Source organism: Streptomyces sp. NPDC023573 (assembly GCF_055559735.1).
In genome coordinates this window covers 133977-159659 of sequence record NZ_JBVHKB010000007.1, presented here as the reverse complement: position 1 = coordinate 159659, position 25683 = coordinate 133977, and the positions used below count along the sequence as shown (strand labels likewise).

At 72.0% G+C, this 25683-nt stretch carries 22 protein-coding genes; 17 read left to right on the top strand and 5 right to left on the bottom strand.

The genetic code is table 11. The features are described from left to right. The first annotated feature begins 72 nt into the window (after window positions 1–72). The 11 genes from ACZ32T_RS23090 to ACZ32T_RS23040 all read left to right on the top strand — a co-directional run bounded on the left by ACZ32T_RS23090 (window position 73) and on the right by ACZ32T_RS23040 (window position 15116). On the top strand, window positions 73–1038 hold the full coding sequence (locus ACZ32T_RS23090; RefSeq protein WP_467368714.1) for an LLM class F420-dependent oxidoreductase: 966 nt from the start codon (window positions 73–75) through the stop codon (window positions 1036–1038). Window positions 1039–1200: 162 nt separating this feature from the next. After that, window positions 1201–4473 carry a formate dehydrogenase gene (gene fdh / locus ACZ32T_RS23085; protein WP_467368712.1) on the top strand — a complete coding sequence of 1091 codons (3273 nt, stop codon included), beginning with the start codon at window positions 1201–1203 and terminating at the stop codon, window positions 4471–4473. Continuing rightward, a complete protein-coding gene (locus ACZ32T_RS23080) occupies window positions 4470–5372 on the top strand; it encodes a 4Fe-4S dicluster domain-containing protein (protein ID WP_467368710.1) in 903 nt (300 codons plus the stop codon). The genes fdh and ACZ32T_RS23080 overlap by 4 nt, the downstream gene beginning before the upstream one ends. Continuing rightward, window positions 5369–6301 (top strand): NrfD/PsrC family molybdoenzyme membrane anchor subunit, encoded by a 933-nt coding sequence (gene nrfD / locus ACZ32T_RS23075; protein WP_467368708.1) that lies wholly within the window; start codon window positions 5369–5371, stop codon window positions 6299–6301. The genes ACZ32T_RS23080 and nrfD overlap by 4 nt, the downstream gene beginning before the upstream one ends. Before the next feature lie 12 nt (window positions 6302–6313). Next, window positions 6314–6709, top strand: coding sequence for a hypothetical protein (locus tag ACZ32T_RS23070; protein ID WP_356706992.1), 396 nt, complete (start codon window positions 6314–6316; stop codon window positions 6707–6709). A gap of 36 nt (window positions 6710–6745) precedes the next feature. Further along, entirely contained in the window at window positions 6746–7318 is a 573-nt protein-coding gene (locus tag ACZ32T_RS23065; RefSeq protein WP_467269088.1) for a 2Fe-2S iron-sulfur cluster-binding protein, read from the top strand. Next, on the top strand, window positions 7315–8310 hold the full coding sequence (locus ACZ32T_RS23060; RefSeq protein WP_467368706.1) for an FAD binding domain-containing protein: 996 nt from the start codon (window positions 7315–7317) through the stop codon (window positions 8308–8310). Before ACZ32T_RS23065 ends, ACZ32T_RS23060 begins: the two co-directional genes overlap by 4 nt. Window positions 8311–8354: 44 nt before the next feature. Next, entirely contained in the window at window positions 8355–10451 is a 2097-nt protein-coding gene (locus tag ACZ32T_RS23055) for a xanthine dehydrogenase family protein molybdopterin-binding subunit (RefSeq protein ID WP_467368704.1), read from the top strand. 152 nt (window positions 10452–10603) lie between these two features. Continuing rightward, complete coding sequence (locus ACZ32T_RS23050; RefSeq protein ID WP_467368702.1) at window positions 10604–11119, top strand: ATP-binding protein; 516 nt, start codon at window positions 10604–10606, stop codon at window positions 11117–11119. Between the two features lie 149 nt (window positions 11120–11268). Next, a complete protein-coding gene (locus tag ACZ32T_RS23045; RefSeq protein WP_467368700.1) occupies window positions 11269–12690 on the top strand; it encodes an NADP-dependent succinic semialdehyde dehydrogenase in 1422 nt (473 codons plus the stop codon). A gap of 38 nt (window positions 12691–12728) precedes the next feature. Next, window positions 12729–15116: a phosphoketolase family protein gene (locus tag ACZ32T_RS23040; protein WP_467368698.1), complete on the top strand. Its 2388-nt coding sequence runs from the start codon at window positions 12729–12731 to the stop codon at window positions 15114–15116. Between the two features lie 82 nt (window positions 15117–15198). Here the strand turns inward: ACZ32T_RS23040 and ACZ32T_RS23035 are convergent, their stop codons facing one another. Both ACZ32T_RS23035 and ACZ32T_RS23030 read right to left on the bottom strand, forming a co-directional pair. Then, entirely contained in the window at window positions 15199–15606 is a 408-nt protein-coding gene (locus tag ACZ32T_RS23035; RefSeq protein WP_467368696.1) for a hypothetical protein, read from the bottom strand. A gap of 111 nt (window positions 15607–15717) precedes the next feature. After that, window positions 15718–16833: a baeRF3 domain-containing protein gene (locus ACZ32T_RS23030; protein WP_467269102.1), complete on the bottom strand. Its 1116-nt coding sequence runs from the start codon at window positions 16831–16833 to the stop codon at window positions 15718–15720. A 136-nt stretch (window positions 16834–16969) separates the two neighbouring features. Here ACZ32T_RS23030 and ACZ32T_RS23025 point away from each other — a divergent pair, with 136 nt between their 5' ends. Both ACZ32T_RS23025 and glsA read left to right on the top strand, forming a co-directional pair. Beyond that, window positions 16970–17464 (top strand): DUF1269 domain-containing protein, encoded by a 495-nt coding sequence (locus ACZ32T_RS23025; protein ID WP_467269104.1) that lies wholly within the window; start codon window positions 16970–16972, stop codon window positions 17462–17464. A 64-nt stretch (window positions 17465–17528) separates the two neighbouring features. Further along, the gene (gene glsA / locus ACZ32T_RS23020; RefSeq protein ID WP_467368694.1) at window positions 17529–18881 is read left to right on the top strand and encodes a glutaminase A; all 1353 of its coding nucleotides are present in this window, start codon (window positions 17529–17531) and stop codon (window positions 18879–18881) included. A 214-nt stretch (window positions 18882–19095) separates the two neighbouring features. On the opposite strand, the gene ACZ32T_RS23015 is transcribed toward glsA, so the two are convergent. Continuing rightward, window positions 19096–19917 (bottom strand): endonuclease I family protein, encoded by an 822-nt coding sequence (locus ACZ32T_RS23015; protein WP_467269108.1) that lies wholly within the window; start codon window positions 19915–19917, stop codon window positions 19096–19098. 211 nt (window positions 19918–20128) lie between these two features. Here ACZ32T_RS23015 and ACZ32T_RS23010 point away from each other — a divergent pair, with 211 nt between their 5' ends. Beyond that, window positions 20129–20335 (top strand): hypothetical protein, encoded by a 207-nt coding sequence (locus ACZ32T_RS23010; protein WP_467269110.1) that lies wholly within the window; start codon window positions 20129–20131, stop codon window positions 20333–20335. 72 nt (window positions 20336–20407) lie between these two features. Then, the gene (locus ACZ32T_RS23005) at window positions 20408–21565 is read left to right on the top strand and encodes a methyltransferase (protein WP_467269112.1); all 1158 of its coding nucleotides are present in this window, start codon (window positions 20408–20410) and stop codon (window positions 21563–21565) included. 6 nt (window positions 21566–21571) lie between these two features. Here ACZ32T_RS23005 and ACZ32T_RS23000 read toward each other — a convergent pair whose 3' ends face one another. Then, a complete protein-coding gene (locus ACZ32T_RS23000) occupies window positions 21572–22027 on the bottom strand; it encodes a hypothetical protein (RefSeq protein WP_467269113.1) in 456 nt (151 codons plus the stop codon). Window positions 22028–22174: 147 nt separating this feature from the next. On the opposite strand from ACZ32T_RS23000, the gene ACZ32T_RS22995 reads away from it, so the two are divergent. Both ACZ32T_RS22995 and ACZ32T_RS22990 read left to right on the top strand, forming a co-directional pair. Continuing rightward, window positions 22175–23065 (top strand): oxygenase MpaB family protein, encoded by an 891-nt coding sequence (locus ACZ32T_RS22995; protein WP_467368692.1) that lies wholly within the window; start codon window positions 22175–22177, stop codon window positions 23063–23065. Window positions 23066–23099: 34 nt separating this feature from the next. After that, on the top strand, window positions 23100–25340 hold the full coding sequence (locus ACZ32T_RS22990; RefSeq protein WP_467368690.1) for a serine/threonine-protein kinase: 2241 nt from the start codon (window positions 23100–23102) through the stop codon (window positions 25338–25340). Here the strand turns inward: ACZ32T_RS22990 and ACZ32T_RS22985 are convergent. Next, window positions 25289–25570, bottom strand: coding sequence for a hypothetical protein (locus ACZ32T_RS22985; RefSeq protein ID WP_467368688.1), 282 nt, complete (start codon window positions 25568–25570; stop codon window positions 25289–25291). The genes ACZ32T_RS22990 and ACZ32T_RS22985 overlap by 52 nt on opposite strands. Window positions 25571–25683: the final 113 nt, after the last annotated feature.

Here is a 25683-nt window from a genome sequence, read left to right as displayed (position 1 = left end):
GGGGAGTCGATCACAGACAGCCATTGACATGAATTCATGTTTTATGGCGATGTCGCGGTAAATGAGTTTCATATGGTTCAGATCGGCTACACGATGATGACCGAGCAGGCCGGCCCCCTCGCCCTCGTCCGGGACGTGGTCGCGGCGGAGGAGGCCGGGTTCGACTTCTCCGTCACCTCCGACCACTACTTCCCCTGGCTGGCTTCCCAGGGACACGCGCCTTATGCCTGGTCGGTCCTGGGAGCCGCCGCACAGGCCACCTCCCGCATCCCGCTGATGACGTACGTGACCTGCCCGACCACCCGTTACCACCCCGCGGTCGTCGCGCAGAAGGCGGCGACGCTCCAGCTCCTCGCCGAGGGCCGCTTCCGTCTCGGCCTCGGTTCCGGAGAGGACCTCAACGAACACGTCGTGGGCGCGGGCCGGCCCTCCGCCCACGTCCGGCTGGAGATGCTCGAGGAGGCCGTACAGATCATCCGCGCTCTCCTCGACGGCGGTTACGTCAACCACCACGGCACCCACTTCGACGTGGAGAACGCCACGCTCTGGGACCTGCCGGACAAGCGTGTCCCCATCGGCATCGCGGTCTCCGGGGAGAAGTCCTGCGAAATCGCGGGAAGACTGGGCGACCTGGTCATCGCGACCGAACCCAGGAGTGAACTCCTGAGCGCCTTCGACCGGCACGGCGGGGCGGGCAAGCCCCGCGTGGGTCAGGTGCCCGTCTGCTACGACACCGACAGGGACGCGGCGGTCGCCCGCGCCCACGACCAGTTCCGCTGGTCGCTGGGCGGCTGGAAGGTCAACTCGGAGCTGCCCGGCCCCTCCGCCTTCGAACAGGCGACCAAGTTCGTCCGCGAGGACGACATCGCCGGAGCGATCCCGTGCGGCTCGGACGTCGAGGCGTTCGCCGAGGCCGTACGCCCCTACCGCGAGGCCGGCTTCACCGAGGTCGCACTCGTCCAGATCGGCGGGGACCACCAGCAGCCCTTCATCGACTGGGCCAGGAGCACGCTCCTGCCGGCGCTCCGCGAGCTGTAGGCGCCCGGCCGGTACACGCCGCGGGCGGGCGGTCACGTTTCCCCGCCGCACACCGGGTACGAGATCTTTCGCGGGCCTGCCCGTCGGACCGCCGCTCGTGTCGCCGACACGGAGCCGTGGGGCGAGCCTGGAGTCAGTCCCCGGACCGCTGGAGGAAATGCGATGGGAGCAGGCAACCCGCTCAACCGCTGGCCCGTGTTCCGGCAGCTGACAGGCGGTGATCCGCTGGGCAGAGGGCGCGCGGTGGTGTCGCGGGAGACGGAGGAGACCCGGCCCCGCACGGCCACGGCGGACCGCGTCGTCCAGTCCGTCTGCCCGTACTGCGCGGTGGGCTGTGGCCAGCAGGTGTACGTCAAGGACGACCGGGTCGTCCAGATCGAGGGAGATCCGGACTCACCGGTCAGCCGCGGAAGGCTGTGCCCCAAGGGCTCCGCGACCCTTCAGCTCACCACCGGCCCGGCCCGCCGCCACCAGGTCCTGTACCGGCGCCCCTACGCGGCCGACTGGGAGCCGCTCGACCTGGAGACGGCGATGGACATGGTCGCGGACCGTGTCGTCGAGACCCGGCGCAGGACCTGGCAGTGGGAGCACGAGGGACTGCGTACGGCCCGGACCCTGGGCATCGCCAGCCTCGGCGGCGCCACCCTGGACAACGAAGAGAACTACCTGATCAAGAAGCTCTTCACCGGGCTCGGCATCGTGCAGGTGGAGAACCAGGCTCGGGTCTGCCACAGCTCCACCGTGTCCGGCCTCGGCACCTCGTTCGGCCGCGGCGGAGCGACCACCTTCATGCAGGACCTCCAGCACGCGGACTGCATCATCATCCAGGGGTCGAACTTCGCCGAGGCCCACCCGGTCGGCTTCCAGTGGGTGATGGAGGCGAAGGCGCGCGGGGCCCGGATCATCCATGTGGACCCGCGCTTCACCCGGACGAGCGCACTCTCCGACCTTTTCGTGCCCATCAGGGCCGGCAGCGACATCGCGTTCCTCGGCGGCATCATCAACCACGTCCTCAGCGAGGAGAAGGACTTCCGGGAGTACGTCCTCAACTACACCAACGCCGCCACACTGGTCGGCGACGACTTCAGGGACACCGAGGACCTCGACGGCGTCTTCTCCGGCCTGGACGAGGAGCGGGGCCACTACGACCCCCGCTCCTGGCAGTACCGGGGCACCGAGGTGCAGGCGCCCTCCGGCGACGTGGACGAGCAGTACGGGGACCGCGCCGGCGACGACGACGCGCACGAACGGGTCCACTCCGCGGCCGGGTCCGAGACCCACGGCTCGGGAGGGCCCCAGGCCCACGCATGGCCCCCACGTGACGAAACCCTTCAGGACCCCCGCTGCGTCTACCAGATCCTCAAGCGCCACTACGCCCGCTACACCCCCGAGATGGTCGAGGAGATCACCGGGGTGAAGCGCGAGGTCTTCCTGGAGGTGTGCGACGCGCTGACCTCCAACTCCGGACGGGAGCGGACCACCGCCTTCGCGTACGCCGTCGGCTGGACCCAGCACACCACCGGTGCCCAGTGCATCCGAGCGGCGAGCGTCCTCCAGCTGCTCCTCGGCAACATCGGGCGGCCGGGCGGCGGCATCCAGGCCCTGCGCGGACACGCGTCGATCCAGGGGTCCAGCGACATCCCGACCCTCTTCAACCTGCTGCCGGGCTATCTGCCGATGCCGCACGCCCACGCCCACGAGGACCTCGACGCGTTGATCCGGGCGAGCCGCACCGACAAGGGCTTCTGGGGCAACATGCGCGCCTACTTCGTCAGCCTGCTCAAGGCCTACTACGGCGACGCGGCCACGGCCGAGAACGACTTCTGCTTCGACCACCTGCCCCGCCTCACCGGCTCCCACGGCACGTACGAGACGGTGATGGCGCAACTGGCGGGGGAGTGCAAGGGCTACTTCCTCATGGGGGAGAACCCTGCCGTCGGCTCCGCCAACACACGGCTGCAGCGGCTCGGCATGGCCCAGCTCGAATGGCTGGTCGTCCGTGACTTCTCGCTCATCGAGTCCGCCACCTGGTGGCAGAACGGCCCGGAGACCGAGACCGGCGAGATGACCACCGGGGAGATCGGCACCGAGGTCTTCTTCTTCCCGGCGGCCGCGCACACCGAGAAGTCCGGCTCCTTCACCAACACCAACCGGTGGCTCCAGTGGCACCACGCGGCCGTCGAGCCCGAGGGCGACGCGCGCAGCGACCTCTGGTTCACCTACCACCTCGGCCGGCGCATCAAGGAGCGCCTCGCGGCGTCCGCCGATCCGATGGACCGCGCCGTCCAGGACCTGGCCTGGGACTACCCCGTCGACGGGCCGCTCGACGAGCCGGTGTCGGCAGCGGTCCTGGCCGAGATCAACGGGCACGGCCCGGACGGCGCCCCGCTCTCGGCCTACACCGAGCTCAAGGACGACGGTTCGACCCGGTGCGGGTGCTGGATCTACTGCGGGGTGTACGCGGACGGAGTGAATCAGGCCGCCCGCCGCAAGCCCCACACGGAACAGGACTGGGTGGCGGCCGAATGGGCCTGGGCCTGGCCCGCCAACCGGCGCATCCTCTACAACCGGGCCTCGGCGGCCCCGGACGGCAGCCCGTGGAGCGACCGCAAGGCCTACGTGTGGTGGGACGACGTCGAAGGCCGCTGGACCGGGTACGACGTCCCGGACTTCGTCCCCGACCGCGCCCCCGGCCACGTACCCCCGCCCGGCGCCGAGGGGCCCGACGCGCTGCGCGGCGACGACCCGTTCATCATGCAGGCCGACGGCAAGGGCTGGCTCTACGCCCCCAGCGGCCTCGTGGACGGCCCGCTGCCCACGCACTACGAACCGCAGGACTCGCCCTTCACCAACGCGCTCCACCCCGCGCACTCCCGCTCGCCGGTCAGACAGCTGCACCCCCGCGAGGGCAACCGCTACCACCCGAGCGGCGACGAACCGGGCGCGGACGTCTACCCGTACGTCGTCACCACCCACCGCCTCACCGAACACTTCACGGCGGGCGGGATGAGCCGCTGGTCGCCCTATCTGTCCGAGCTGCAGCCGGAGTTCTTCTGCGAGGTGTCGCCGCTCCTCGCCTCGGAGAGAGGGCTGGAGCACGGCGGCTGGGCCACGATCGTCACGGCGCGCAACGCCGTCGAGGCCCGCGTCATGGTGACCCGCCGGATCACGCCCCTGACCGTCCGGGGCCGGACCGTGCACCAGATCGGCCTCCCCTTCCACTGGGGACCCAACGGCGTCTCCACCGGCGACGCGGCCAACGAACTGGTGGCCATCGCACTCGACCCCAACGCCCTGATCCAGGAGGACAAGGCGCTCACCGCCGACATCCGGCCCGGACGCAGGCCCAGGGGACCCGCACTGCCCGAACTCGTCGCGGAGTACCGCCGCCGGGCCGGGATCACGGAGACCACCGGAACGCAGGAGACGCAGTGAGGAACAACCTCTTCAGTGGGCCCGAGCCCGACCCGGCGGGCGACGCCGGACACGAGAACGCCCCGCCGCGCGTGGGGTTCTTCACCGACACCTCCGTCTGCATCGGCTGCAAGGCGTGCGAGGTCGCCTGCAAGGAGTGGAACGCCCTCCCCGAGGACGGGCTTTCGCTCACCGGCATGTCGTACGACAACACGGCAGGCCTGGGCGCCTCCACCTGGCGCCACGTCGCCTTCATCGAACAGGCCGTGCCCGCCGGGCGCACCGAACTGCCGCTCGTCGAGCCGGACCCCGCACAGCCCGACGACACGTCCGGCGTCCGGTGGCTGATGTCCTCGGACGTCTGCAAACACTGCACCCACGCCGCCTGCCTGGACGTCTGCCCGACCGGATCACTGTTCCGCACGGAGTTCGGCACGGTCGTCGTCCAGGAGGACATCTGTAACGGCTGCGGCTACTGCGTGCCCGCCTGCCCGTACGGCGTGATCGAGCAACGCCCCGCGGACGGCCGGGCATTCAAGTGCACCATGTGCTACGACCGGCTCGGCGCCGGGCAGGAGCCGGCCTGTGCCAAGGCCTGCCCCACCGAGTCCATCCAGTTCGGGCCGCTCGACGAACTCAGGGAACGCGCCGCGCTGCGGGTGGAGCAGCTGCACGGGGCCGGAGTCACCGAGGCACGGCTGTACGGCCATGAACCGGACAACGGGGTCGGGGGAGACGGGGCGTTCTTCCTCCTCATGGACGAGCCCGAGGTCTACGGCCTGCCCCCGGACCCCGTGGTCACCACCCGGGACCTGCCGGCCATGTGGCGTCACGCGGGGATCGCCGCCCTGTCGCTGGCCACGGGCGCCGCCCTCTCCTACGCCCTTCCCGCACTCACCCGAAGGAGCGGCCGGACATGACCAGCAGCACGTCCAGCAAGGGGGCGGACCGTACCGGGCCCACCTCCTACTACGGCAGGCCCGTCATCAAGGCACCGTCGTGGTCCGCCCGGGACATCGCCGGGTACTTCTTCCTCGGCGGACTGGCCGGCGCCGGTTCCGTCGTCGCCGCCGGAGCCCAGCTGACCGGCCGTGACACCACCGCCAAGGCCCTGAAGGTGTCCTCCCTCGCGGCCGTCAGCCTCTCCGCGGCGGCGCTCGTCCACGACCTGGGCCGCCCGTCGCGGTTCCCCCACATGCTCCGCGTCTTCAAGCCGACCTCCCCGATGAGCATGGGATCCTGGCTGCTCTCCGGCTACGGACCTGCCGCGGGCGTGGCCGCCCTCACCGCAGTCACCGGCCGGCTGCCCAGGACCGGTGCGGCGGCCACCGCGGCCGCCGCCGTCCTGGGGCCCGTCCTGGCGACGTACACCGCGGTCCTGGCCGCCGACACCGCCGTCCCGGCCTGGCACGGCGCACACCGCGAGCTCCCCTACCTCTTCGCGGCGTCGGCCACCGCCGCGGCGGCCGGAATGGCCCTGGTCGCCGGGCCGGTCCACGAGAACGCCCCGGCCCGGTACGCCTGCGTAATCGCCGCCGTCGCCGACGGCGCGGCGAGCCGGGCCATGGAGCGCCGCCTCGGCACCGTCGCGGTGACCTGCCGTGAGGGCCGTGCCGGGACACTGATGCGCGCCGCGCGCGGGCTGACCGCCGCCGGCGCGGCGGCGGCGCTCGTGCTCGGACACCGCAGCCGACCCGTCGCCGCAGCCGCGGGACTCGCGCTGCTCGCGGGCTCGGCCTGCACACGCTTCGGGGTCTTCGCGGCGGGCATCGCCTCCGCCGAGGACCCCGTACACACGGTCGGCCCCCAGCGTGAGGCCGCCGAGCAGCGCTCACAGCGCTCCCAGTGAAAGGAACCCGGAGTGAACAGCACGCAGGAACAGACACAGGAACACCAGGAGAGCGGCGACGTCGTGGTGGCGGTGACCGGGTGCCCCAAGGAGGACGCGCGCACCGTCTTCGACGTGCTGCGCCGTTCCTTCGTCTCCGACCGGCCGGCGGGCGACGCCCCGCAGGACGCGTCGGACACACGGCCCACCGTGTGGACGGCGACCGTCGACGTCACCGAGACGAAGGCCGGCCCCGGGCCCGCGCGGCTCTCCGAGCCCGTGACGGTCGAGGCGCAGGGCGGCTACTGGGCGGTCGACCGGCTCCGCAAGCAGCTCGCGGACGCGTTCACCGTCCGGCTCGTAGGAACAGCGGCGGGCGACCAGGAGCAGGAGATCCGCCTGCGGCTCGAGAGCCACCGGCCCGCGTGACGCCCGCACGAACCGAACCCGGAAGGTAACGCGTACATGGATGCCACCCCGGGGACCGTCGACGCGGATGCGGCCCAGGTGCCGACTCCCGACGACTGTTCCACCTACACCCTGCACGTCAACGGCACAGCACGGACCCTGACGCTCGATCACCGCACCAGCCTGCTGGACGCCCTGAGGGAGCACCTCGGGCTGATGGGCGCGAAGAAGGGCTGCGACCACGGCCAGTGCGGGGCCTGCACCGTGCTCGTCGACGGCCGGCGCGCCAACAGCTGTCTCCTGCTGGCCGTCGCCCAGGAGGACACCCACATCACCACGGTCGAGGGGCTGGCCGAGGGCGACCGGCTGCACCCCCTGCAGTCGGCATTCCTGGAGAGGGACGCCCTCCAGTGCGGCTACTGCACCCCCGGGCAGATCTGCTCGGCGGCCGGCATGCTCCGGGAGGCCGAGGACGGCTTCCCCTCCCACGCCACCCCGCGGTCGGCGCTCGCCGCCGGAGGGCCGGCCTCGCTCGACGCGGACGAGATCCGCGAGCGGATGAGCGGCAACCTCTGCCGGTGCGGTGCCTATCCGCACATCGTCGAGGCGATCAAGGACGTGGCCCCGTGAAACCCTTCGCCTATCTACGCCCCGCCACCGTGACCGAAGCCGTCCGAGCGGGCGCCGGACACCCCGGCGCACGCTTCCTCGGGGGCGGAACCAACCTCGTCGATCTGATGAAGCTCGGCGTGGAGTCGCCCGGCCTGCTCGTCGACGTCAGCCGGCTGCCGCTGGACCGCGTCACACGGACGGACGACGGCGGTCTCCGGATCGGCGCGACCGTGCGCAACAGCGAGCTCGCCGCCCACCCCGACGTACGGAGCGGCTATCCCGCCCTCTCGCAGGCCCTGCTGGCCGGTGCGTCCGGGCAGCTCCGCAACACCGCCACCACCGGCGGAAACCTGCTCCAGCGCACCCGGTGCCCGTACTTCCAGGACGTTTCCAAACCCTGCAACAAACGGACCCCCGGCTCGGGGTGCCCCGCCCGGGAGGGAGTGCACCGCGATCTCGCGGTGCTGGGCCACTCGCAGGACTGCGTGGCCACCAACCCCTCGGACATGGCGGTCGCCCTCGCCGCCCTCGACGCCGCCGTCCTGCTGCACGGCCCCGAGGGGGAGCGGACCGTGCCCGTGACCGACTTCCACCGGCTGCCGGGCGACAACCCGGACCAGGACACGGTGATCCGCCCGGGCGAGCTGATCACCGAAGTGGTGCTGCCGCCGCCTCCCGCCGGTGCCGCCTCCATGTACCGCAAGGCCCGGGACCGCGCCTCGTACGCCTTCGCCCTGGCCTCCGTCGCGGCCGTGCTGAGTGTGCGCGACGGCCGCGTCGACCGTGCCTCGCTCGCCTTCGGCGGGCTCGCGCACCGGCCGTGGCGTGCCCGGGTGGCCGAGGACGTGCTGCGCGGAGCCCCCGCGAACGAGGACACCTTCACACGCGCGGTGGACGCCGAACTCGCGGCGGCCAGACCCCTGCGCGACAACGGCTTCAAGGTGGACCTGGCCCGGCGGCTGGCCGTCGGCACCCTGGCCGAACTCACCACCGAGGCCGCGGCCGACTGATCCGCCGTCGCCCCGCACACCCCCACGAACCGAGGACTTCCGTCATGAGCGACTCCCCCCGGGCGCTGGGCGCGCCCGTCGTCCGCCGCGAGGGCCGGGACAAGGTCACCGGCACCGCCCTCTACGCCGCCGAGCACACCGCCGCGGGCTGTCTGTACGGCTGGATCGTCCCCGCCACCGTCGCGAGCGGCCGCGTCACCGCGATCCGCACCGCCGACGCGCTCGCGGTGCCGGGGGTCCACACCGTCCTGACCCAGGACAACGCCCCGCGGCTGAAGGAACCCGACGACCCGATCCTCGCCGTGCTCCAGGACGACCAGGTGCCGCACCGGGGCTGGCCCGTCGCCCTGGTCCTGGCGGAGAGCCTGGAATCCGCACGGGCAGGCGCGGAGGCCGTGCACGTCGAATACGCCTCCACCGGGCACGACGTCGTCCTCACCGGGGACCACCCCGGCCTCTACACCCCAGAGGAGGCCAACGGCGGCCACCCGGCTCTTCGCGAACGCGGCGACGCCATGCGCGCGTTCGACGCGGCGCCCGTGAAGATCGACGCCACGTACACACTGCGGGGGCTGCACAACCACCCCATGGAACCGCACGCCTCCACGGCGCGGTGGGCCGACGGACATCTGACCGTCCATGACTCCAGCCAGGGATCGACCGCCGTCCGCGAGAGCCTCGCCACGGCCCTCGGGCTCGACCCGGACCGCATCACCGTCATCTCCGAACACGTCGGCGGCGGGTTCGGGTCCAAGGGCACCCCACGCCCCCAGGCCGTCCTCGCCGCGATGGCCGCGCGGCACACCGGTCTCCCGGTCCAGCTCGCCGTCCCCCGTCGGTACATGCCGGCGATCGTCGGCCACCGCGCACCCACCCTGCAGCGGGTCCGGCTGGGCGCCGACCGCGACGGCGTCCTCTCCAGCGTCTCCCACGAGATCGTCACGCACACCTCGCGGATCAAGGAGTTCGTCGAGCAGGCCGCCGTCCCCGCCCGCATCATGTACGCCTCGCCCCACAGCCGTACGGAGCACCGGGTGGCGGCGCTCGACGTGCCCAGCCCGTCCTGGATGCGCGCACCGGGGGAGGCCTCGGGGATGTACGCCCTGGAGTCGGCCATGGACGAACTGGCCAACGCCCTCGGCCTGGACCCCGTCGAGCTGCGGCTGCGCAACGAACCGCAGACCGAGCCCGACAGCGGGCGCCCGTTCAGCAGCCGCAACCTCGCCGCCTGTCTGAGCGAGGGCGCCCGGCGCTTCGGCTGGCACGACCGGGACCCGCAGCCCGCCGCCCGTGAGGACGGGCCCTGGCTCCTCGGCACGGGGGTCGCCTCGGCGACGTACCCCGTCATGGTCTCCAAGTCCGCGGCCTTCGCCCGGGCCGCTCCCGACGGTTCCTACCGCGTCGGGGTCAACGCCACCGACATCGGCACCGGCGCCCGCACCGTCCTGGCACAGATCGCCGCCTCCGTGCTGGACACCCCTCAGGAGAACGTGACGATCGACATCGGCTGCAGCGATCTGCCCGCCGGGTCCGTCGCGGGCGGCTCGTCGGGCACGGCCTCCTGGGGCTCCGCGGTGCACAAGGCGGCCACCGCGCTCGTGCGCCGGCTCGAAGAGCGCACCGGGCCGCTGCCGCCGGAGGGCGTCACCGTCACCGCCGACACCGGCGAGGAGACGGCGCGGGAATCCCCGTACGCACGCCACGCCTTCGGCGCCCACTTCGCCGAGGTGGCGGTCGACTCCCTCACCGGCGAGGTACGGGTGCGCAGAATGCTCGGCGTGTTCGCCGCCGGACGCATCCTCAACTCCCGTACGGCACGCTCCCAGTTCATCGGCGGCATGGTCATGGGCCTAGGCATGGCCCTCACCGAGGGCAGCACCATGGACCCCGCCTTCGGTGACTTCGCCGAGCGCGACCTGGCCTCCTACCACGTGCCGTCCTGCGCCGACGTACCCGACCTCCAGGCCCACTGGATCGAGGAGGACGACCCGCACCTCAACCCCATGGGCAGCAAGGGCATCGGCGAGATCGGCATCGTCGGAACCGCGGCCGCGATCGGGAACGCCGTGCGCCACGCCACCGGCGCCCGGGTGCGCGAACTCCCCCTCACCCCCGACAAACTGCTGCCCTACCTGCCGTGACACCCGGTGCCCGGCTCCCTCGGTTGCGCAAGAGGCCCCCTCGGGTCACCCTGATGAGTGACCCAGAAGTGATTACTGCTCACGCTTCGTGTTCGGGGGTCGTTGGTTCGAACGGGGGAAGCACGTGAGCCTCGCGGTGAGGAGCCTCGACGATGACCGTTCCACTCGACCGGCACTATCTGGTCGAACTGCAGGTGTCGGCAGAGCGCATTTCCCAGCTGCGGCGCATAGTCGCCGCGCACCTTCGTCACTGGAGTCTCGACCTGCACGTCCGGCCGGTGTGCCGGGCCGCGGAGGAGCTCCTGACGAACGTCCAGCGACACGTCGGCGACGACAACCACTGCGTCGTCGAGCTCCGCTGGAGCGGCCGGCACCTGACGGTGTCCGTGGCCGACGACGATTCCCGGATGCCCCGGCTGCTCGACGGCGGTGGCGGCGGCCTCAGCCGCGTCATGGCCCTCAGCGACAGCTGGGGCACCTGTCGGACCACCGACGGCAAGGTCGTGTGGTTCACGCGCTACGCCGAGACGCCGCGCACCACCGGACTGCTGCCGCGTACGCCCCTCCCCGGCGGGCGCACCTTCCTCGGTGGCCCGATGGACGAAGCCGGCCCGGTGGCCGAAGGCAGCCCGGCGGTCGAAAGCGGCCCGGTCGCCGAACTCGTGTGACGAACAGCCCGGTGCCGGCCCGGCCGGCGCGGACGACGTGCCCGAGGCACGCATGATCCGCGCCGGCCGGGTACGTGTGCGTGAGGGGCCGCGTTGCGCGCTGCGGCGTGGCGCGGCACGGTCGAAGAACAACGCAAGGAGGCAGTGCCATGCCCATCGCGACGGTCAATCCCGCGAACGGCGAGACGCTCAGGACATTCGACGCGCTGGACGAGCGGGAGACCGAGCGCAGGCTCGCCGCCGCCCACAGCGCGTTCCGCAGCTACCGCACCACGGACTTCGCCGAGCGCGCCCGCCTGCTGAACCGGGCCGCCGATCTCCTCGACGAGGACCAGCGGGACATCGCCCGCACCATGACCACCGAGATGGGCAAGCCGGTCAAGGCCGCGCGCGCCGAGGCCGCGAAGTGCGCCAAGGCGATGCGCTGGTACGCGGCCAACGCCGAGCGCCTGCTCGCCGACGAGCACCCCGACGACACCGATGTCAAGGACTCCGGTGCCTCCGGCGCCCGGGTGCACTACCGGCCGCTGGGCGTCGTGCTCGCCGTGATGCCGTGGAACTTCCCGCTCTGGCAGGTCATGCGCTTCGCCGCGCCGGCCCTCATGGCGGGTAACACCGGCCTCCTGAAGCACGCCTCGAACGTGCCGCAGACCGCCCTGTACATCGAGGACCTCTTCACCAGGGCCGGGTTCCCCGCCGGCTGCTTCCAGACGCTTCTCATCGGCTCGGGCGCCGTCGAGGCCGTCCTGCGCGACCCGCGGGTCGCCGCGGCGACACTCACCGGCAGCGAACCGGCGGGCCGCTCGGTCGCCTCCGTCGCCGGCGACGAGGTGAAGAAGACCGTGCTGGAACTCGGAGGAAGCGATCCCTACGTCGTCCTCTCCTCCGCGGACGTCGAGAAGGCCGCCGTGACCGCGGTGACCGCACGCGTCCAGAACAACGGCCAGTCGTGCATCGCCGCCAAGCGCTTCATCGTCCACACGGACGTCTACGACGCCTTCACCGAGCGGTTCACCGCGGGGATGCGCGCGCTGACCGTCGGCGACCCGCTGGAAGAGACCACCGACGTCGGCCCCCTCTCGAGCGAACAGGGCCGCACCGACCTGGAGGAGCTCGTCGAGGACGCCCTCGGCAAGGGCGCCACCGCGCTGTGCGGGGGCGGCCGGCCCGACGGGCTGGACCGCGGCTGGTTCTACGAGCCCACCGTCCTCACCGGGATCACCCCCCGGATGCGCATCCACCGCGAGGAGACCTTCGGCCCGGTCGCCACGCTCTACCGGGTGGCCGGCCTCGACGAGGCCGTGGAGCTCGCCAACGACACGCCCTTCGGGCTCAGCTCCAACGTCTGGACGCGTGACCAGGGGGAGATGGAGCGCTGTGTGCGCGACATCGAGGCCGGTGGGGTGTTCTTCAACGGCATGACGGCCTCCCATCCCGCGCTCCCGTTCGGTGGAGTGAAGCGCTCCGGCTACGGGCGGGAGCTCGCGGGGCACGGCATCCGGGAGTTCTGCAACGCCAAGACCGTCTGGTACGGGCCCGGCTCGGCCCCCGACGTACCGGACGCCCGGTAGCCCGGACGCCGTCCAGCCAAGCCCCAGGGAGACGCCTGATGACCGAAGCCCGAACGCCGGCCGGGGCGACCACCCTGTCCGACACCGAGACCGCCGCGCTCGACGCGCACTGGCGCGCCGCCAACTATCTCGCGGTCGGCCAGATCTACCTGATGGCCAACCCCCTCCTCGAGGAGCCGCTGGCCCCCGAGCACATCAAACCGAGACTCCTCGGCCACTGGGGCACCTCGCCCGGGCTGAACCTGGTCCACACCCATCTCAACAGGATCGTCAAGGCGCGCAACCGGCAGGCGCTCTGCGTCTGGGGCCCGGGCCACGGCGGCCCCGCCGTCCTCGCCAACTCCTGGCTGGAGGGCAGCTATTCGCAGACGTACCCCGATGTCAGCCGCGACCGCGCCGGAATGGGGGCCCTGTTCAAGCAGTTCTCCTTCCCCGGCGGTGTGCCCAGCCACGTCGCCCCGGAGACCCCGGGCTCCATCCACGAGGGCGGTGAGCTGGGATACGCCCTCACCCATGCCTACGGAGCCGCCTTCGACCATCCGGAGCTGCTCGTCGCCTGCGTCATCGGGGACGGAGAGGCGGAGACCGGGCCGCTGGCCGCGTCCTGGCACTCGAACAAGTTCCTCGACCCCGTCCACGACGGCGCCGTCCTGCCGATCCTCCATCTCAACGGATACAAGATCGCGAACCCGACGGTGCTCGCCCGGCTGCCCGAGGACGAACTCGACGCGCTCCTGCGCGGATACGGCCACGACCCGGTCTACGTCGAGGGCGACGAGCCCGCCGTCGTCCACCGCGCGCTGGCCGCCGCCATGGACCTCGCCGTGGACCGCATCGGGGAGTACCAGCGAGCGGCCCGCGCCGAGGGCGCCTCCGTGCGGCCCCGCTGGCCGATGATCGTGCTGCGCACGCCCAAGGGCTGGACAGGACCCGAGGCCGTGGACGGCCTCCCCGTGGAGAACACCTGGCGCGCTCACCAGGTCCCGCTGCCGGGGGTCCGGGAAAACCCCGGCCACCTGCGCCAGCTGGAGGAGTGGATGCGCTCCTACCGACCAGAGGAGCTCTTCGACTCCGAGGGCCGGCCCACCGCCCAGGTCCTGGAGTGCGTCCCCGAGGGCACCGCCCGGCTCGGCTCGACGCCGTACGCCAACGGCGGGCTGCTGCTGCGCGATCTGCCGCTCCCTCCGCTGGAGGACCACGCGGTGCGGGTCGACAAGCCGGGCACCGCCCTGCACGAGCCCACCCGTGTCCTGGGCGGGCTGCTCGAAGACGTCATGGCGGCCACCGCCGGCCGCAGGAACTTCCGCGTGGTGGGCCCCGACGAGACCGAGTCCAACCGCCTGGGCGCGCTCTACGAGGCAACCGGCAAGGCCTGGCAGGCGGAGGTCCTGGCGACCGACGAGCATCTGGCCCGCGACGGCCGGGTGATGGAAGTGCTCTCGGAACACCTCTGCCAGGGCTGGCTGGAGGGATACCTCCTCACCGGACGGCACGGGCTGTTCTCCTCGTACGAGGCCTTCGCGCACATCGTCGACTCGATGGTCAACCAGCACATCAAGTGGCTGCGCACCTCGCGCAGGCTGCACTGGCGGGCGCCCATCGCATCCCTGAACTACCTGCTCACCTCGCACGTCTGGCGCCAGGATCACAACGGCTTCTCGCACCAGGACCCGGGGTTCGTCGACCACATCCTCAACAAGAGTCCCGAGGTCGTCCGGGTCTATCTGCCGCCGGACGCCAACACCCTGCTGTCCACCGCCGACCATGTGCTGCGCAGCCGCGACTACGTCAACGTGATCGTCGCCGGCAAGCAGCCAGGCTTCGACTGGCTCACCCTGGACGAGGCGCGCGCGCACTGCGCCCGGGGGGCCGGGGTGTGGGACTGGGCGGGCACCGAGGACGGCAGCCGCGAGCCCGACGTCGTGCTGGCCTGCGCCGGCGACGTACCCACGCTGGAGACGATGGCCGCGGCCGGGCTGCTGCGGCGCCACCTCCCGGAGCTCGCCGTGCGTGTGGTCAACGTGGTCGACATGACGCGGCTGCTGCCTCACGAGGAGCACCCGCACGGCATGCCGGACGCGGAGTACGACTCCCTCTTCACCCGGGACAAGCCCGTGATCTTCGCCTACCACGGCTATCCCTGGCTGGTGCACCGGCTCGCCTACCGGCGAGCGGGCCACGCTCATCTGCACGTCCGGGGCTACAAGGAGGAGGGGACCACCACCACGCCGTTCGACATGGTGGTCCGCAACGACCTGGACCGCTACCGGCTCGTCATGGACGTGGTCGACCGGGTGCCCGGTCTGGGGGTCCGCGCGGTCGCCGTCCGGCAGGCCATGGCGGACGTACGCACCCGCCACCACGACTGGATCCGGGAGCACGGAACGGACCTGCCCGAGGTGGCCGACTGGACCTGGGAGAGCTGACCGCGTGGGGCGGTGGGCCCCGTTGACGACTCCGGCCGGCCCGTTTCCTCGCGGGCCGGCCGGAGTGCGTTCACGCGCGGGCTCAGTGCACGATCGTGCGGACGACGGGCGAGACGGCGCCGCCGCCGACGATCCGAAGGGCGTTCTCGCCCCTGATGCCCAGTTTCACGCGGAGGGTGTACTCGCCGCTGCGGGCGGTCCTCACCGTGGCGGGCAGGGACACCCAGCGCTCGCCCTGCTTCTGCTGGAGGGTGACCGGGGTCCCGGCGCCGACGTTGCGGGCGGAGCCGTGGACGCGGAACTCCTCCCACGCCGTCACGGTGCGGGCGGTCGCGTGCGCGGAGAGGGCCGGACGCGCCGCCAGGTCGTGCGCGCGTTCCCCGGACGGCGGGGCGGGGACCCCGGACGACGCCACGGCCCCGCCCACCGCTCCGGCCAGTGCCACCGCTGTGAGCAGGGCCGCCGCCGATGCGCGCCTGAATCGGTCCATGAATGGCTCTCCTTCGTGCACGACGTGATCAGAGGGATCAACGCGGTGAGATCGACTTCGGAGCGCCAAACCTAGACAAAATTCACATAATCATCACGCAGGGACACGCGGTCAGAAGCGCAGAGCCGCTGCGATCCGGCCGTGGCCGGCGAGGGAGTCGTCGGCCACGAACACCACTTCGCCTCCGTTGTCCAGGACCGTCTCGACGAGTTCGTCAACGATGTCCTCGCGGACCCCTTCATCCTCCGGCGCGACCTCCGAGGGGTCCACGGGCCGCAGGTGGCTGTCGGTGACCCTGACCGTCTGCTGGAAGTGCTCCTCGACCGCCACGAGGGCCACGCGGCTCTCCCTGGCGGCTGTCCAGACCTCGTCGAGGCCGCTGGTGAAGGACTTGGCGCCGCGGGCCGTGTCGAGCCTGTCCCGGACGGCGGCGTCCGACTGCCGGCGCCAGTCGTCCAGTGCCGCCTTCAGCTCGCCGGCCAGCTCGGGCGCGGTCGTTTCCGCCGTCGTTCCCTTCGGGACCTTGCAGGCGGCCGACTTCGCGCACTCGCCGACGTCCTCCAGCAGGGAGAGCGCCTGCGGGAGTCCGACCAGGAACAGCGGCCGGGGGTCCGCCGCCAGCACGCCGCGCAGCTTGCCGTCGACCGTGCGGAAGAAGCTGCGCGTGTCCTCGCTGGAGTAGAGGCTCGGGGCGCCGCCGCTCCGGGCCTGGCGCTCCGGGTCGAAGTTCTCGTGCGGGGGGCTCAGCGGGAATCCGTGCCGGTCCTCCGGGCGCAGCACCTCGTTCGTCCCCGACCAGAGCGCGGCGTGTTCGGCCGAGACGGTGAGGACCCAGAACAGGTCCGCTCCCGCCTTCGCCGCGACGAGGTTACGGGTGAGGTAGGAGTCGCTCAGGACCACCCGCTCGGGGGCCGTGCGCGGCAGCTGCCAGATCTGGTAGCCGTCCGTGTCGGCCAGGACGACCAGTGATTCCAGGGCGCGTCGCTGGTCGACGTCGGCGGCCGCACGGTCCAGCTGGGCCTTCACGGCCTTCCGTGTCTCATGCGTCACCCGGGGGTCCGCGTCCAGCCGGTTGCCGGCCTCGGTCACGAGGTTCCGCAGCCGTACGGCGTCCTGGGTGTTGTCCGGCGCGCGTCGGTGGGTCGGCATCGTCAGCGACACAGCCGGATAGGGCCTGGTCGCGCGAAGTTCCTGCAGCAGGCCGGGCGTCAGGGCGTCCGTATCCATCGTTCCCTCCCGGAGGGTTCGGGGTCCGCGGTGCTGGAGCCGCCCCTCGGTGCGGAGCGGTCGTTCAACGAGTCAATTCATACCTTTTGATCCTAATATGGGCGAATTATTCCCTGTGTTTTCGGAGGTAGATGCGATGTCCACGCTCACGGTGTGGAAGTTCCGGACGGCCGAAGCCGCGGAGAGTGTGGAGACCGCTCTGAAGTCCCTCCAGAAGGAAGGACTGGTCAGGATCCTCGACGCCGCGGTCGTGACCTGGCCGGCCGGGCGTTCCAAGCCGAAGACCAAGCAGTTGATCAACCTCGTCGGCGCGGGCGCGCTGAGCGGCACCTTCTGGGGCATGCTTTTCGGGCTCATCTTCCTGATGCCCCTGCTGGGCGCGGCCGTCGGAGCAGCCGCCGGTGCGCTCGGCGGAAGACTCGCGGACGTGGGCATCGACGACGAGTTCATCGCCGAGGTCAAGCAGAAGGTGACGCCGGGGACCTCTGCGCTCTTCCTGCTCACCCTGGACGAGGTGCCCAGCCGCATCAGCGAGTCGCTGCCCGGCGGCGGCGCCGAACTGCTCCACAGCAACCTCGACGCGGAGCGTGAGGCCAGGCTCCGCGAGATCTTCGGCGACGAAGCGGAATGACGACGCGGGGGCATCGCCTCGGGCCCCCCGCCGGACGCCCCGGCCGGCATCCGGCGGGACCCCGATGAGTGCCTCAGAGGCCGTCACGGACGCGCTGCGCGAGCTCCACGGACGCTTCGCCGCCGTACGCGAAGGGCGGTGCGCCACCTATATCCCGGAGTTGGCCAGGTCGGATCCCGACGACTTCGGTCTCGCCCTCGTCAGCATGGACGGGCACTCCTACAGCGCGGGTGCGGCGGGCACCCCTTTCACCCTGCAGTCGGTCTCCAAACCCTTCGTCTACGCCCTCGCCCTCGCCTCCCTCGGTCTCGAAGAGGTGGGCCGCTGGGTGGGCGCCGAACCGAGCGGTGAGGCATTCAACGCCATCAGCCTGGAACCCGGCACCGGCCGGCCGGCCAACGCGATGGTCAACGCCGGCGCCATCGTCACCACCGCCCTGGTCCCCGACAGCCGCGAGGCGCCCGCCTTCGAGCGCATCCTGACCTGCCTGAGCCGGTTCGCCGGACGGAGGCTTGACGTCGACGAGGACGTGTACGGCTCCGAGGCCGCGACCGGGGACCGCAACCGGGCGCTCGCCTACCTCATCCGCAGCACGGGGACCCTGCCCGTCGACCCGGTGGCCGCGGCGGACACCTACTTCCGGCAGTGCGCGGTGCGGGTCACCGCCCTCGACCTGGCCGTGATGGCCGCCACGCTGGCGCACGGCGGTGTCAACCCGGTCACCGGGGAGAGGGTCGTGTCCCCCGAGGTCGCGGCGCAGGTCCTCGCGGTCATGGCCACCTGCGGGATGTACGACGGCTCCGGCGACTGGCTGCTGAGAGTCGGGCTGCCCGCCAAGAGCGGCGTGTCCGGCGGGCTGATCGCCGCCGGACCGGCCCGCTTCGGCCTGTCCGCCTACAGCCCCCCGCTCGACGCGGCGGGCACGTCGGTGCGCGGCCGGGCGGCGCTCGGCGAACTCTCCGAACGCCTCGGTCTCCACCTCATGAGGAACCCGGCGCTGCCCGGCTCCACCGTCACGCTGGTCACCACCGCCGATGTGCTCCCCTCGGCGCCCTCCGGCCGGCGGGAGCGCGCGCTGCGCGAGCGCGTGGGTGTCGTCGCCGCTCAGGGGGCCCTCGACTTCACCGCCGCCGAGCGGGTGCTGTACGCCATGGACGAGTCGGGCCGGGAGGGGGCCGGTGCGGTGGTGCTCGACCTGCGGGAGGTGACCGGCGCCGACTCCCTCGCCCTCGCACTGCTGCACGCCGGCCTGTCCCGGCTCGCCAGGGAGGGGCGGCGCGCGGCCGTCGTCGACCCGGGTGACCGGCTGGGCCCGCCGGATCAGGTCCGGGAGCGGACCGGCCAGGACCTGCCGCGCTTCGCCTCCCGCGAAGAGGCCGTCGAGCACGGTGCGCGGGCCATGGCCGGACCGGGCTGACCGGACGGGCCCTCCCGGCGGGGGGCTGCCCCACATCGGCCCGACGACGGTCTTGCGCTTGTGCCCGTAGACCACCGGTGTCCGTACGCCGGCGAGCTCCGGCCGCTTCGGCAGCCCGTCCGGGACCACCGCGGCGGAGCCGGTCACGCCCGAGCCGCCGTGCGGGCGGCCCCGCGCGTGACCGGCGGAGCCCGTTGAGCTCCTTGCCGGCTCTCTACCAGATGGCCTCGACCCACTCGGGGTGGTCGATGAACGGGTTCCGGTTGTGCTGGAACCGGTCGAATATCACCTCGTTGCGGTTCTGCTCGAAGCTGTCCGGCGGGTCCTCCTGGCTCCACTGCTTCAGCACGGAGAGCCGCCCGATGTTCGGGGCCGACCCGTTGCTGACGCTGTCGTTCGGCTCCAGGTCGGCGAAGGAGTCGTCGCCCTCGTACCGCACCGCCATGTAGAGGATCATCCGGGCGACATCGCCCTTGACCGCGTCGCGCGGTTCGAAGGAGTCACCGTCGGTGTAGTTGCCGGGCGCCCCGGAGACCGCGCTGCCGCCGTTGTCGAAGTCCTTGTTGCCGCGGGTGGAGTTGACCTGGACGTCCTCGGGGCGCAGGTGGTGGATGTCGGTGCCGGGGCCGGTCGCCGTTCCGAAGTCGCCGTGGGACTTGGCCCAGACGTGCTCACGGTTCCAGTCGCCGGTGTCGCCCCCGTTCTCACTCTTGGACTGGGAGCGGCCGGTGTAGAGGAGGATCACGTTGGACGAGTCGGCGGGGTCCTCGTCGGTCGCCTTGAGCGCGTCCCACACCTGGCTGTAGGAGAGCGTGGTCTGCTCGCTGATGATCGAGTGCAGGGAGCTCTTGAGGGCGGTGCCCGTCTTGCCGAGGGCGTCCTGGTAGTAGGTGTCGTCGAGAGCGGCGGCCGCGGGAGACGATCCGCCGGCCGTGGGGGTCGCGGCGGGCGCGGTGGCCGCGACGCCTGTGAGTACGACGATCGATGCGGCTGTGGCGAGTAGTGGACGCGCGTAGAAACGGCGACGACTGGACATGTGGGGTGTCCTCTCCGGATGGCGGAACGCTGTCGTGACGGCCGGACGTTGGCTGCTCGGTCGGGAGCCTTCCACACGCACGGTGCCGGTCGTGTGAACGTTGCGTATTCATCATGTGCAGGTCAAGTGACAGCTTTTCCGGCCGTGCCGGGGCATCGGATGCGGGGATGTCGCCCCGGCGCGAGAATTGCCGCAAGGACGAGGAGGCGGTATGAGCGAAGAGTCCGAATCCGTATCCGTACCGGAAGTGCGGGGGGTGACCCCTGACCGTCTGCTGCACACCGGGGGCGGCGATCAGCCCACCGCCGAGGATCTGGTGCTCGCCTCCGGGCGGGATCTGACCCCCGAGAACTTGGAGTGGGCACAGCGCAGGCTGTCCGAGGAAGGCCGCTCCGCCATGGACAAACGGCTCCCGTAGAACCCCTGGGACCACCCCGGCGGCGGGGAGCGTGCGGAGCGCTCCCCGCCACTCGGTTAGCCTGAACGCAATATGAACCGTTTGACGACGTCACAGGGCGAATTCGATCTCGCCCGCTTTCCCGAGAACCCGCGCGATCCGTTCCGTGCGTGGGACGCCGCCGACGAGTACCTGCTGCGGCGGCTGGAGGGGGCGGAGGGCAGCGAACCCGTCCGTCCGTCCGGCACCGTGGCCGTCGTCGGCGACCGCTGGGGCGCCCTCGCCACCGTGCTGGCCGCGCACAGCCCCGTCCAGATCACCGACTCGTACCTCGCCCTCCGGGCCACCCAGGCCAACCTGGCGCGCAACGGCGCCGCTCCGGACTCGGTGCGCATGCTGTCGGTCCGCGACACCCCGCCGGACCGCGTCGACCTGCTGCTCGTGCGGGTCCCCAAGAGCCTCGCGCTCCTGGAGGACCAGCTCCACAGGCTCGCGCCCGCCGTGCACGCGGGGACCGTCGTCATCGGTACCGGCATGGTGAAGGAGATCCACACCTCCACCCTCAAGCTGTTCGAGCGGATCATCGGCCCCACCCGCACCTCCCTCGCGGTGAAGAAGGCGCGTCTCATCTTCTGCACCCCCGACCCGTCCCTGCCCAGGACGCCCAGCCCCTGGCCCCACCGCTACCAGCTGCCCGACGACGTCGGCGTGGTCTCCGGCCGCACGGTCACCAATCACGCCGGGATCTTCTGCGCCGAACGGCTGGACGTCGGCACCCGCTTCTTCCTGAAGCACCTGCCGAACCGGACGGGGCCCGACCGCGTCGTCGACCTCGGCTGCGGAAACGGCGTCCTGGGGACGTCGGCGGCGCTCGCCAACCCCGACGCCACGGTCACCTTCGTCGACGAGTCGTACCAGGCCGTCGCCTCCGCCGAGGCGACCTTCCACGACAACGCGGGGGCGGACGCCAAGGCCGAATTCATGGTCGGCGACGGAATGGCGGACGTGCCCCGGACGAGCGTGGACCTGGTCCTCTGCAACCCGCCGTTCCACTCGCACCAGGCGGTCACCGACGCCACGGCCAGGAACATGTTCCACGGAGCGCGTGCCGCGCTGCGCCAGGGCGGGGAGCTCTGGGTCGTCGGCAACCGGCACCTCGGCTACCACACCCAGCTGCGCCGGATCTTCGGCAACTGCGTCACCGTCGCGGGCGACCCCAAGTTCGTGGTCCTGCGGGCCGTCAAGCGCTGAACCACGTCAGGGGAGGTCGTCCCGGCCGAGCCAGGACGGCACCTCGGGCACCTGCGCGTCCCAGGCGGGCGGTGGTCCGGGGTCCGGCTGCGGGAGCTTCGCCTCCGGCGGCGCGTGCCCGCTCACGCCGGGCTCCTCCCGCTCTTCCACCGGGGAGCCAGGCGGCTCCGCGGCGGGCTCGGGCGCCGCGCTGTCGTACAGCTGCTCGGCCACGGTGAACCGGCAGTGGAAGGGCTGCCAGACCCCCTCGACGACCAGCAGGAACCCCTCCGCCTCGCGGTACAGCGTCCGGCGTTTCCGGGTGGTCGGATGGACGGGCTCGAAGCGTTCGGCCCGCGCCCTCAGAGCCCTGAGCGCGTCCTCACGCGTTCCCTCCACGTGGTCCATCACGTCGACCGACCACATCCGCCCCTGCCGCCCGAACCCCAGGTTCTGTTCCACCACCAGTCCCCACCTGGACACAGACACAGCCCCACCCCTCCCCGGAACGTACGCGCCTGCGGTATGCATGTAACTGCGCGGGGACGTCATCCTACGAGTCATGATCTTCCCGGTACGACCGCGCCCGGCCCGAGAGCCCGGCCCCCGCCGAACGGAAGGCACGAGCCGATGAACGACCGGGACCCGGGACTGTTCGGCCCAGGCTCCGTCACCTGGCAGATGCACGGGGACCCCATGATGTGGGTGGCCGGCATCCGCGCCCTCTATCTCCAGGCGCTCCACCCCCGCGCCGTGCGCGGCGTCATGCAGAACAGCGACTTCCGCCAGGACGCCTGGGGCCGCCTGCTGCGTACGGCCGATTTCGTCGGCACCCTCACCTACGACACCACACGCGACGCCGAGAAGGCCGGGGCGCGCGTGCGCAGGATCCACCGGCTCCTCAAGGCCACCGACCCGGTGACCGGCGAGATCTACGGCATCGACGAACCCCAGCTGCTGCTCTGGGTGCACTGCGCCGAGGTCGATTCCTACCTCCAGGTCGAACGCCGCTCCGGTTTCCCGGTCGGCGACTCCCAGGCCGACCGTTACGTCGACGAACAGCGGGAGGCCGCCCGCCTCGTCGGTCTCGACCCCTCCGACGTCCCCGCCACGACCGCTGCCCTGGCCGCCTACTTCGAACAGGTCAGGCCCCAGCTCGCCGCAGGCCGGGAGGCGTCGGACGTCGACGACTTCCTGCGCGACCCGCCGGTGCCCGCCCTGCTGGCCCCGGCGCGCGCCCTCCTCTGGCGACGCGTCGCCGCACTCGCCTACGACTCCCTGCCCGCGTACGCCCATGAGCTGTACGGGAGGGCCGCACCGCCCCCGGCAGCGGTCGACCGCCGCCTGCGCGCCACGGGAACCGTCCTGCGCTCCGTCCCCGCCCGCCTCCGTTGGCAACTGCCGCCCGGCCACATTGTGAAGGCGATGGCACGCCTCGGCCCCGGGAGCCGACCCGCCCCGTACAAACTCCGCAGACGGGCAGCCATACTGGACGGGCCGGGGAGGGCGCAGCGGCGATAGCGGGCAGCGAAGCAAACGGGGGCGACAACAGGCGATGGCGGACACCAGGCTGATCCAGAGCCGGTACCGGCTGCTCGATCTGATCGGGCGCGGAGGCATGGGCGAGGTGTGGCGCGCGCGCGACGAATCGCTGGGCCGGCAGGTGGCGGTCAAGTGTCTGAAACCCATGGGGCCGCAGCACGACCAGGCCTTCACCCGCATACTGCGCGAGCGCTTCCGCCGGGAGGCGCGGGTGGCCGCGGCCCTCCAGCACCGTGGCGTCACCGTCGTCCACGACTTCGGCGAGTCGGACGGCGTGCTCTACCTCGTCATGGAGCTCCTGGAAGGACGCAATCTCAGCCAGCTCCTGGAGGACAACAAGCAGCACCCGCTGCCGGTGGCCGACGTCGTGGACATCGCGGACCAGGTCGCCGACGCCCTCGGCTACACCCACCAGCAGGGCATCGTGCACCGCGACCTCAAGCCCGCGAACATCATGCGGCTCGACGACGGTGCCGTGAAGATCTGCGACTTCGGCATCGCCAGGCTCGGCCACGACATCGGCTTCACCTCGCGTCTCACCGGTACCGGCATCGCCATGGGAACCCCGCACTACATGTCGCCCGAGCAGATAAGCGGCGGGGAGGTCGACCACCGCAGCGACCTCTACTCGCTGGGCTGTGTGCTGTACGAAATCGCCACGGGCGTACCGCCGTTCGACATGGACGACGCCTGGGCCGTGCTCGTCGGACACCGCGACACCCCTCCCGAGCCGCTGCGCACCCACCGCGCCGAACTCCCGGGGTTCTTCGACAAGGTCGTCCTGGACCTGCTGGCCAAGACGCCCGGGGAGCGGCCGGCCGACGCGGGCGACCTGCGGCAGCGCATCGCACTCGGACGCACCGGTGAGCGGAAGGAGACGGGGCGGCTCCAACTCGCCCCTCCCGCCCCGGCCCAGCGCACCGGCGGCGGCACGCCCCGGCTGCCCTTCTGGACCCGGGACATGACCACCGGTCACAAGGCGACCGGCGCGTCGTACGCGGGCACCGCCGCCGTCGACCACGCGGCCGCGCTGACCGGGGCGTGGACCGCAGGGACCGGTCACGTTCGCGTCCGTGAACTTCCGTCCGGGGGCCGCCCCGCCCCGCCGCCCGAACTGCTCGCCACCCTGGCCGGCCGGCACGGCGCCGGACTCGATCTGGGACGGCTGGGGCACTGGGAGGAGGCCGGCGAGGTACACCGGGCGGTCGCCACCGAACGCGAACGCGCCCTCGGCCCCGACCACCCCGACACCCTCGCCAGCAGGTACGAGGTCGGATTCACCCTCAGCCGCACCGGACGGGCCGCTGACGCGCTGCGCGAGTTCGCCCGGGTCGCGGACGGCCGCGAGCGCACCCTGGGCCCCGACCACCCCGAGACCCTCGCGGCCCGGCAGGAGACGGCGTACGTCCTCGGCCAGCTCGGCCGTCACTTCGAGGCCCACCACGTCTATGCCTCGGTGCTCGCCTCGCGGGAGCGCTCCATGGGGCCGGACCACCCCGACACCCTGCGCTGCCGCCACAACCTCGCCTTCAACCTGAGCAGGCTCGGCCGCCTGGAGGACTCGTACCGTATGGCCCGGGAGGTCGCGGCGGCCCGCGGCCGCCTGCTCGGCGCGACGCACCCGGACACCCTGGTCACGCTCTACGAGGTGGCGTACACACTCGGCCGCCTGGACCGCTGGACCGAGGCCCTGCAGACCTACCGTGACGTGGCGCAGGGCCGCGCCGCAGCCCTCGGCCCCGATCACCCCGACACCCTGGCCGCGCGTTACGAGGTGGGCATCAGCCTCGGCAGGCTGGGCCGCAGCGCCGAGGCGCTGGAGCTCTACCGTGCCCTGGTCGAGGACCGCACCCGGGCCGCCGGTCCCACCGACCCCGAGACGCTGCGCGCCCGGCACGGGCTCGGCGTCAACCTGGGGCGGATGGCGCGCTGGGAGGAGGCGCTCGAGGAGTCACGCGAGGTCTGCGCGATCCGGGAACGCACCCTGGGCCCCGACCACCCCGACACTCTGGTCAGCCGTCGAGAGGTGGCCGTGGGGCTGGGCTGGCTGGGCCGCTGGGCCGAGGCGCTCACCGACTACCGTGCGGTCGCCGAGATCCGGGAGCGGGTGCTGGGCGCCGACCACCCCGACACCCTCGCCGGCCGCAACGACGAGGCGCACTGCCTGGAACAGCTCGGCCGCAGCACGGAGGCGGTGGACCTCTACCGGCGGGTCGCCGACCTGCGCAGGCAGCGCGGGATGCCACCGCACTGAACCCGGACCGGGCGGTGGGGGCACGGTCCGTCAGGCCAGGCCCCCCGTACGCGGTAGAGGTCCCGCAGCAGCGCGATCCTTCCCACCGGTACTCCTCGCCGGTCAGCGCCGGCCTCCACGTCCGTGCCGTTGCCGCTGTCCACGGACGGGCCCGAGAGCCGTCCGGTGAGCCGTTCGCGCGCCTGGTCGAACTGCTCCAGCAACGGGACCGGACGGGCGGGTGCGTTCATGGGATCTCCTGTGCCGGGCGGGGGAGGACGGGGTCCGGGCCGCATCCTGCCGCCGAGGCGGCCGGAGGCCCCACGGGTTTTCCCCGTCCACGCCCCGTCCACGCCCCGCCCCC

Bases quoted from the DNA above. Each gene is read 5' to 3' on its own strand.
- ACZ32T_RS23030 (WP_467269102.1), bottom strand. From the start codon at position 16,833: ATGGATACGGACGCCCTGACGCCCGGCCTGCTGCAGGAACTTCGCGCG.
- ACZ32T_RS22985 (WP_467368688.1), bottom strand. From the start codon at position 25,570: ATGAACGCACCCGCCCGTCCGGTCCCGTTGCTGGAGCAGTTCGACCAG.
- nrfD (WP_467368708.1), top strand. From the start codon at position 5,369: ATGACCAGCAGCACGTCCAGCAAGGGGGCGGACCGTACCGGGCCCACC.
- ACZ32T_RS23040 (WP_467368698.1), top strand. From the start codon at position 12,729: ATGACCGAAGCCCGAACGCCGGCCGGGGCGACCACCCTGTCCGACACC.
- ACZ32T_RS23045 (WP_467368700.1), top strand. From the start codon at position 11,269: ATGCCCATCGCGACGGTCAATCCCGCGAACGGCGAGACGCTCAGGACA.
- ACZ32T_RS23025 (WP_467269104.1), top strand. From the start codon at position 16,970: ATGTCCACGCTCACGGTGTGGAAGTTCCGGACGGCCGAAGCCGCGGAG.
- ACZ32T_RS23065 (WP_467269088.1), top strand. From the start codon at position 6,746: ATGGATGCCACCCCGGGGACCGTCGACGCGGATGCGGCCCAGGTGCCG.
- fdh (WP_467368712.1), top strand. From the start codon at position 1,201: ATGGGAGCAGGCAACCCGCTCAACCGCTGGCCCGTGTTCCGGCAGCTG.
- ACZ32T_RS23015 (WP_467269108.1), bottom strand. From the start codon at position 19,917: ATGTCCAGTCGTCGCCGTTTCTACGCGCGTCCACTACTCGCCACAGCC.
- glsA (WP_467368694.1), top strand. From the start codon at position 17,529: ATGAGTGCCTCAGAGGCCGTCACGGACGCGCTGCGCGAGCTCCACGGA.
- ACZ32T_RS23010 (WP_467269110.1), top strand. From the start codon at position 20,129: ATGAGCGAAGAGTCCGAATCCGTATCCGTACCGGAAGTGCGGGGGGTG.
- ACZ32T_RS23035 (WP_467368696.1), bottom strand. From the start codon at position 15,606: ATGGACCGATTCAGGCGCGCATCGGCGGCGGCCCTGCTCACAGCGGTG.
- ACZ32T_RS23005 (WP_467269112.1), top strand. From the start codon at position 20,408: ATGAACCGTTTGACGACGTCACAGGGCGAATTCGATCTCGCCCGCTTT.
- ACZ32T_RS23055 (WP_467368704.1), top strand. From the start codon at position 8,355: ATGAGCGACTCCCCCCGGGCGCTGGGCGCGCCCGTCGTCCGCCGCGAG.
- ACZ32T_RS23050 (WP_467368702.1), top strand. From the start codon at position 10,604: ATGACCGTTCCACTCGACCGGCACTATCTGGTCGAACTGCAGGTGTCG.
- ACZ32T_RS22990 (WP_467368690.1), top strand. From the start codon at position 23,100: ATGGCGGACACCAGGCTGATCCAGAGCCGGTACCGGCTGCTCGATCTG.
- ACZ32T_RS23090 (WP_467368714.1), top strand. From the start codon at position 73: ATGGTTCAGATCGGCTACACGATGATGACCGAGCAGGCCGGCCCCCTC.
- ACZ32T_RS22995 (WP_467368692.1), top strand. From the start codon at position 22,175: ATGAACGACCGGGACCCGGGACTGTTCGGCCCAGGCTCCGTCACCTGG.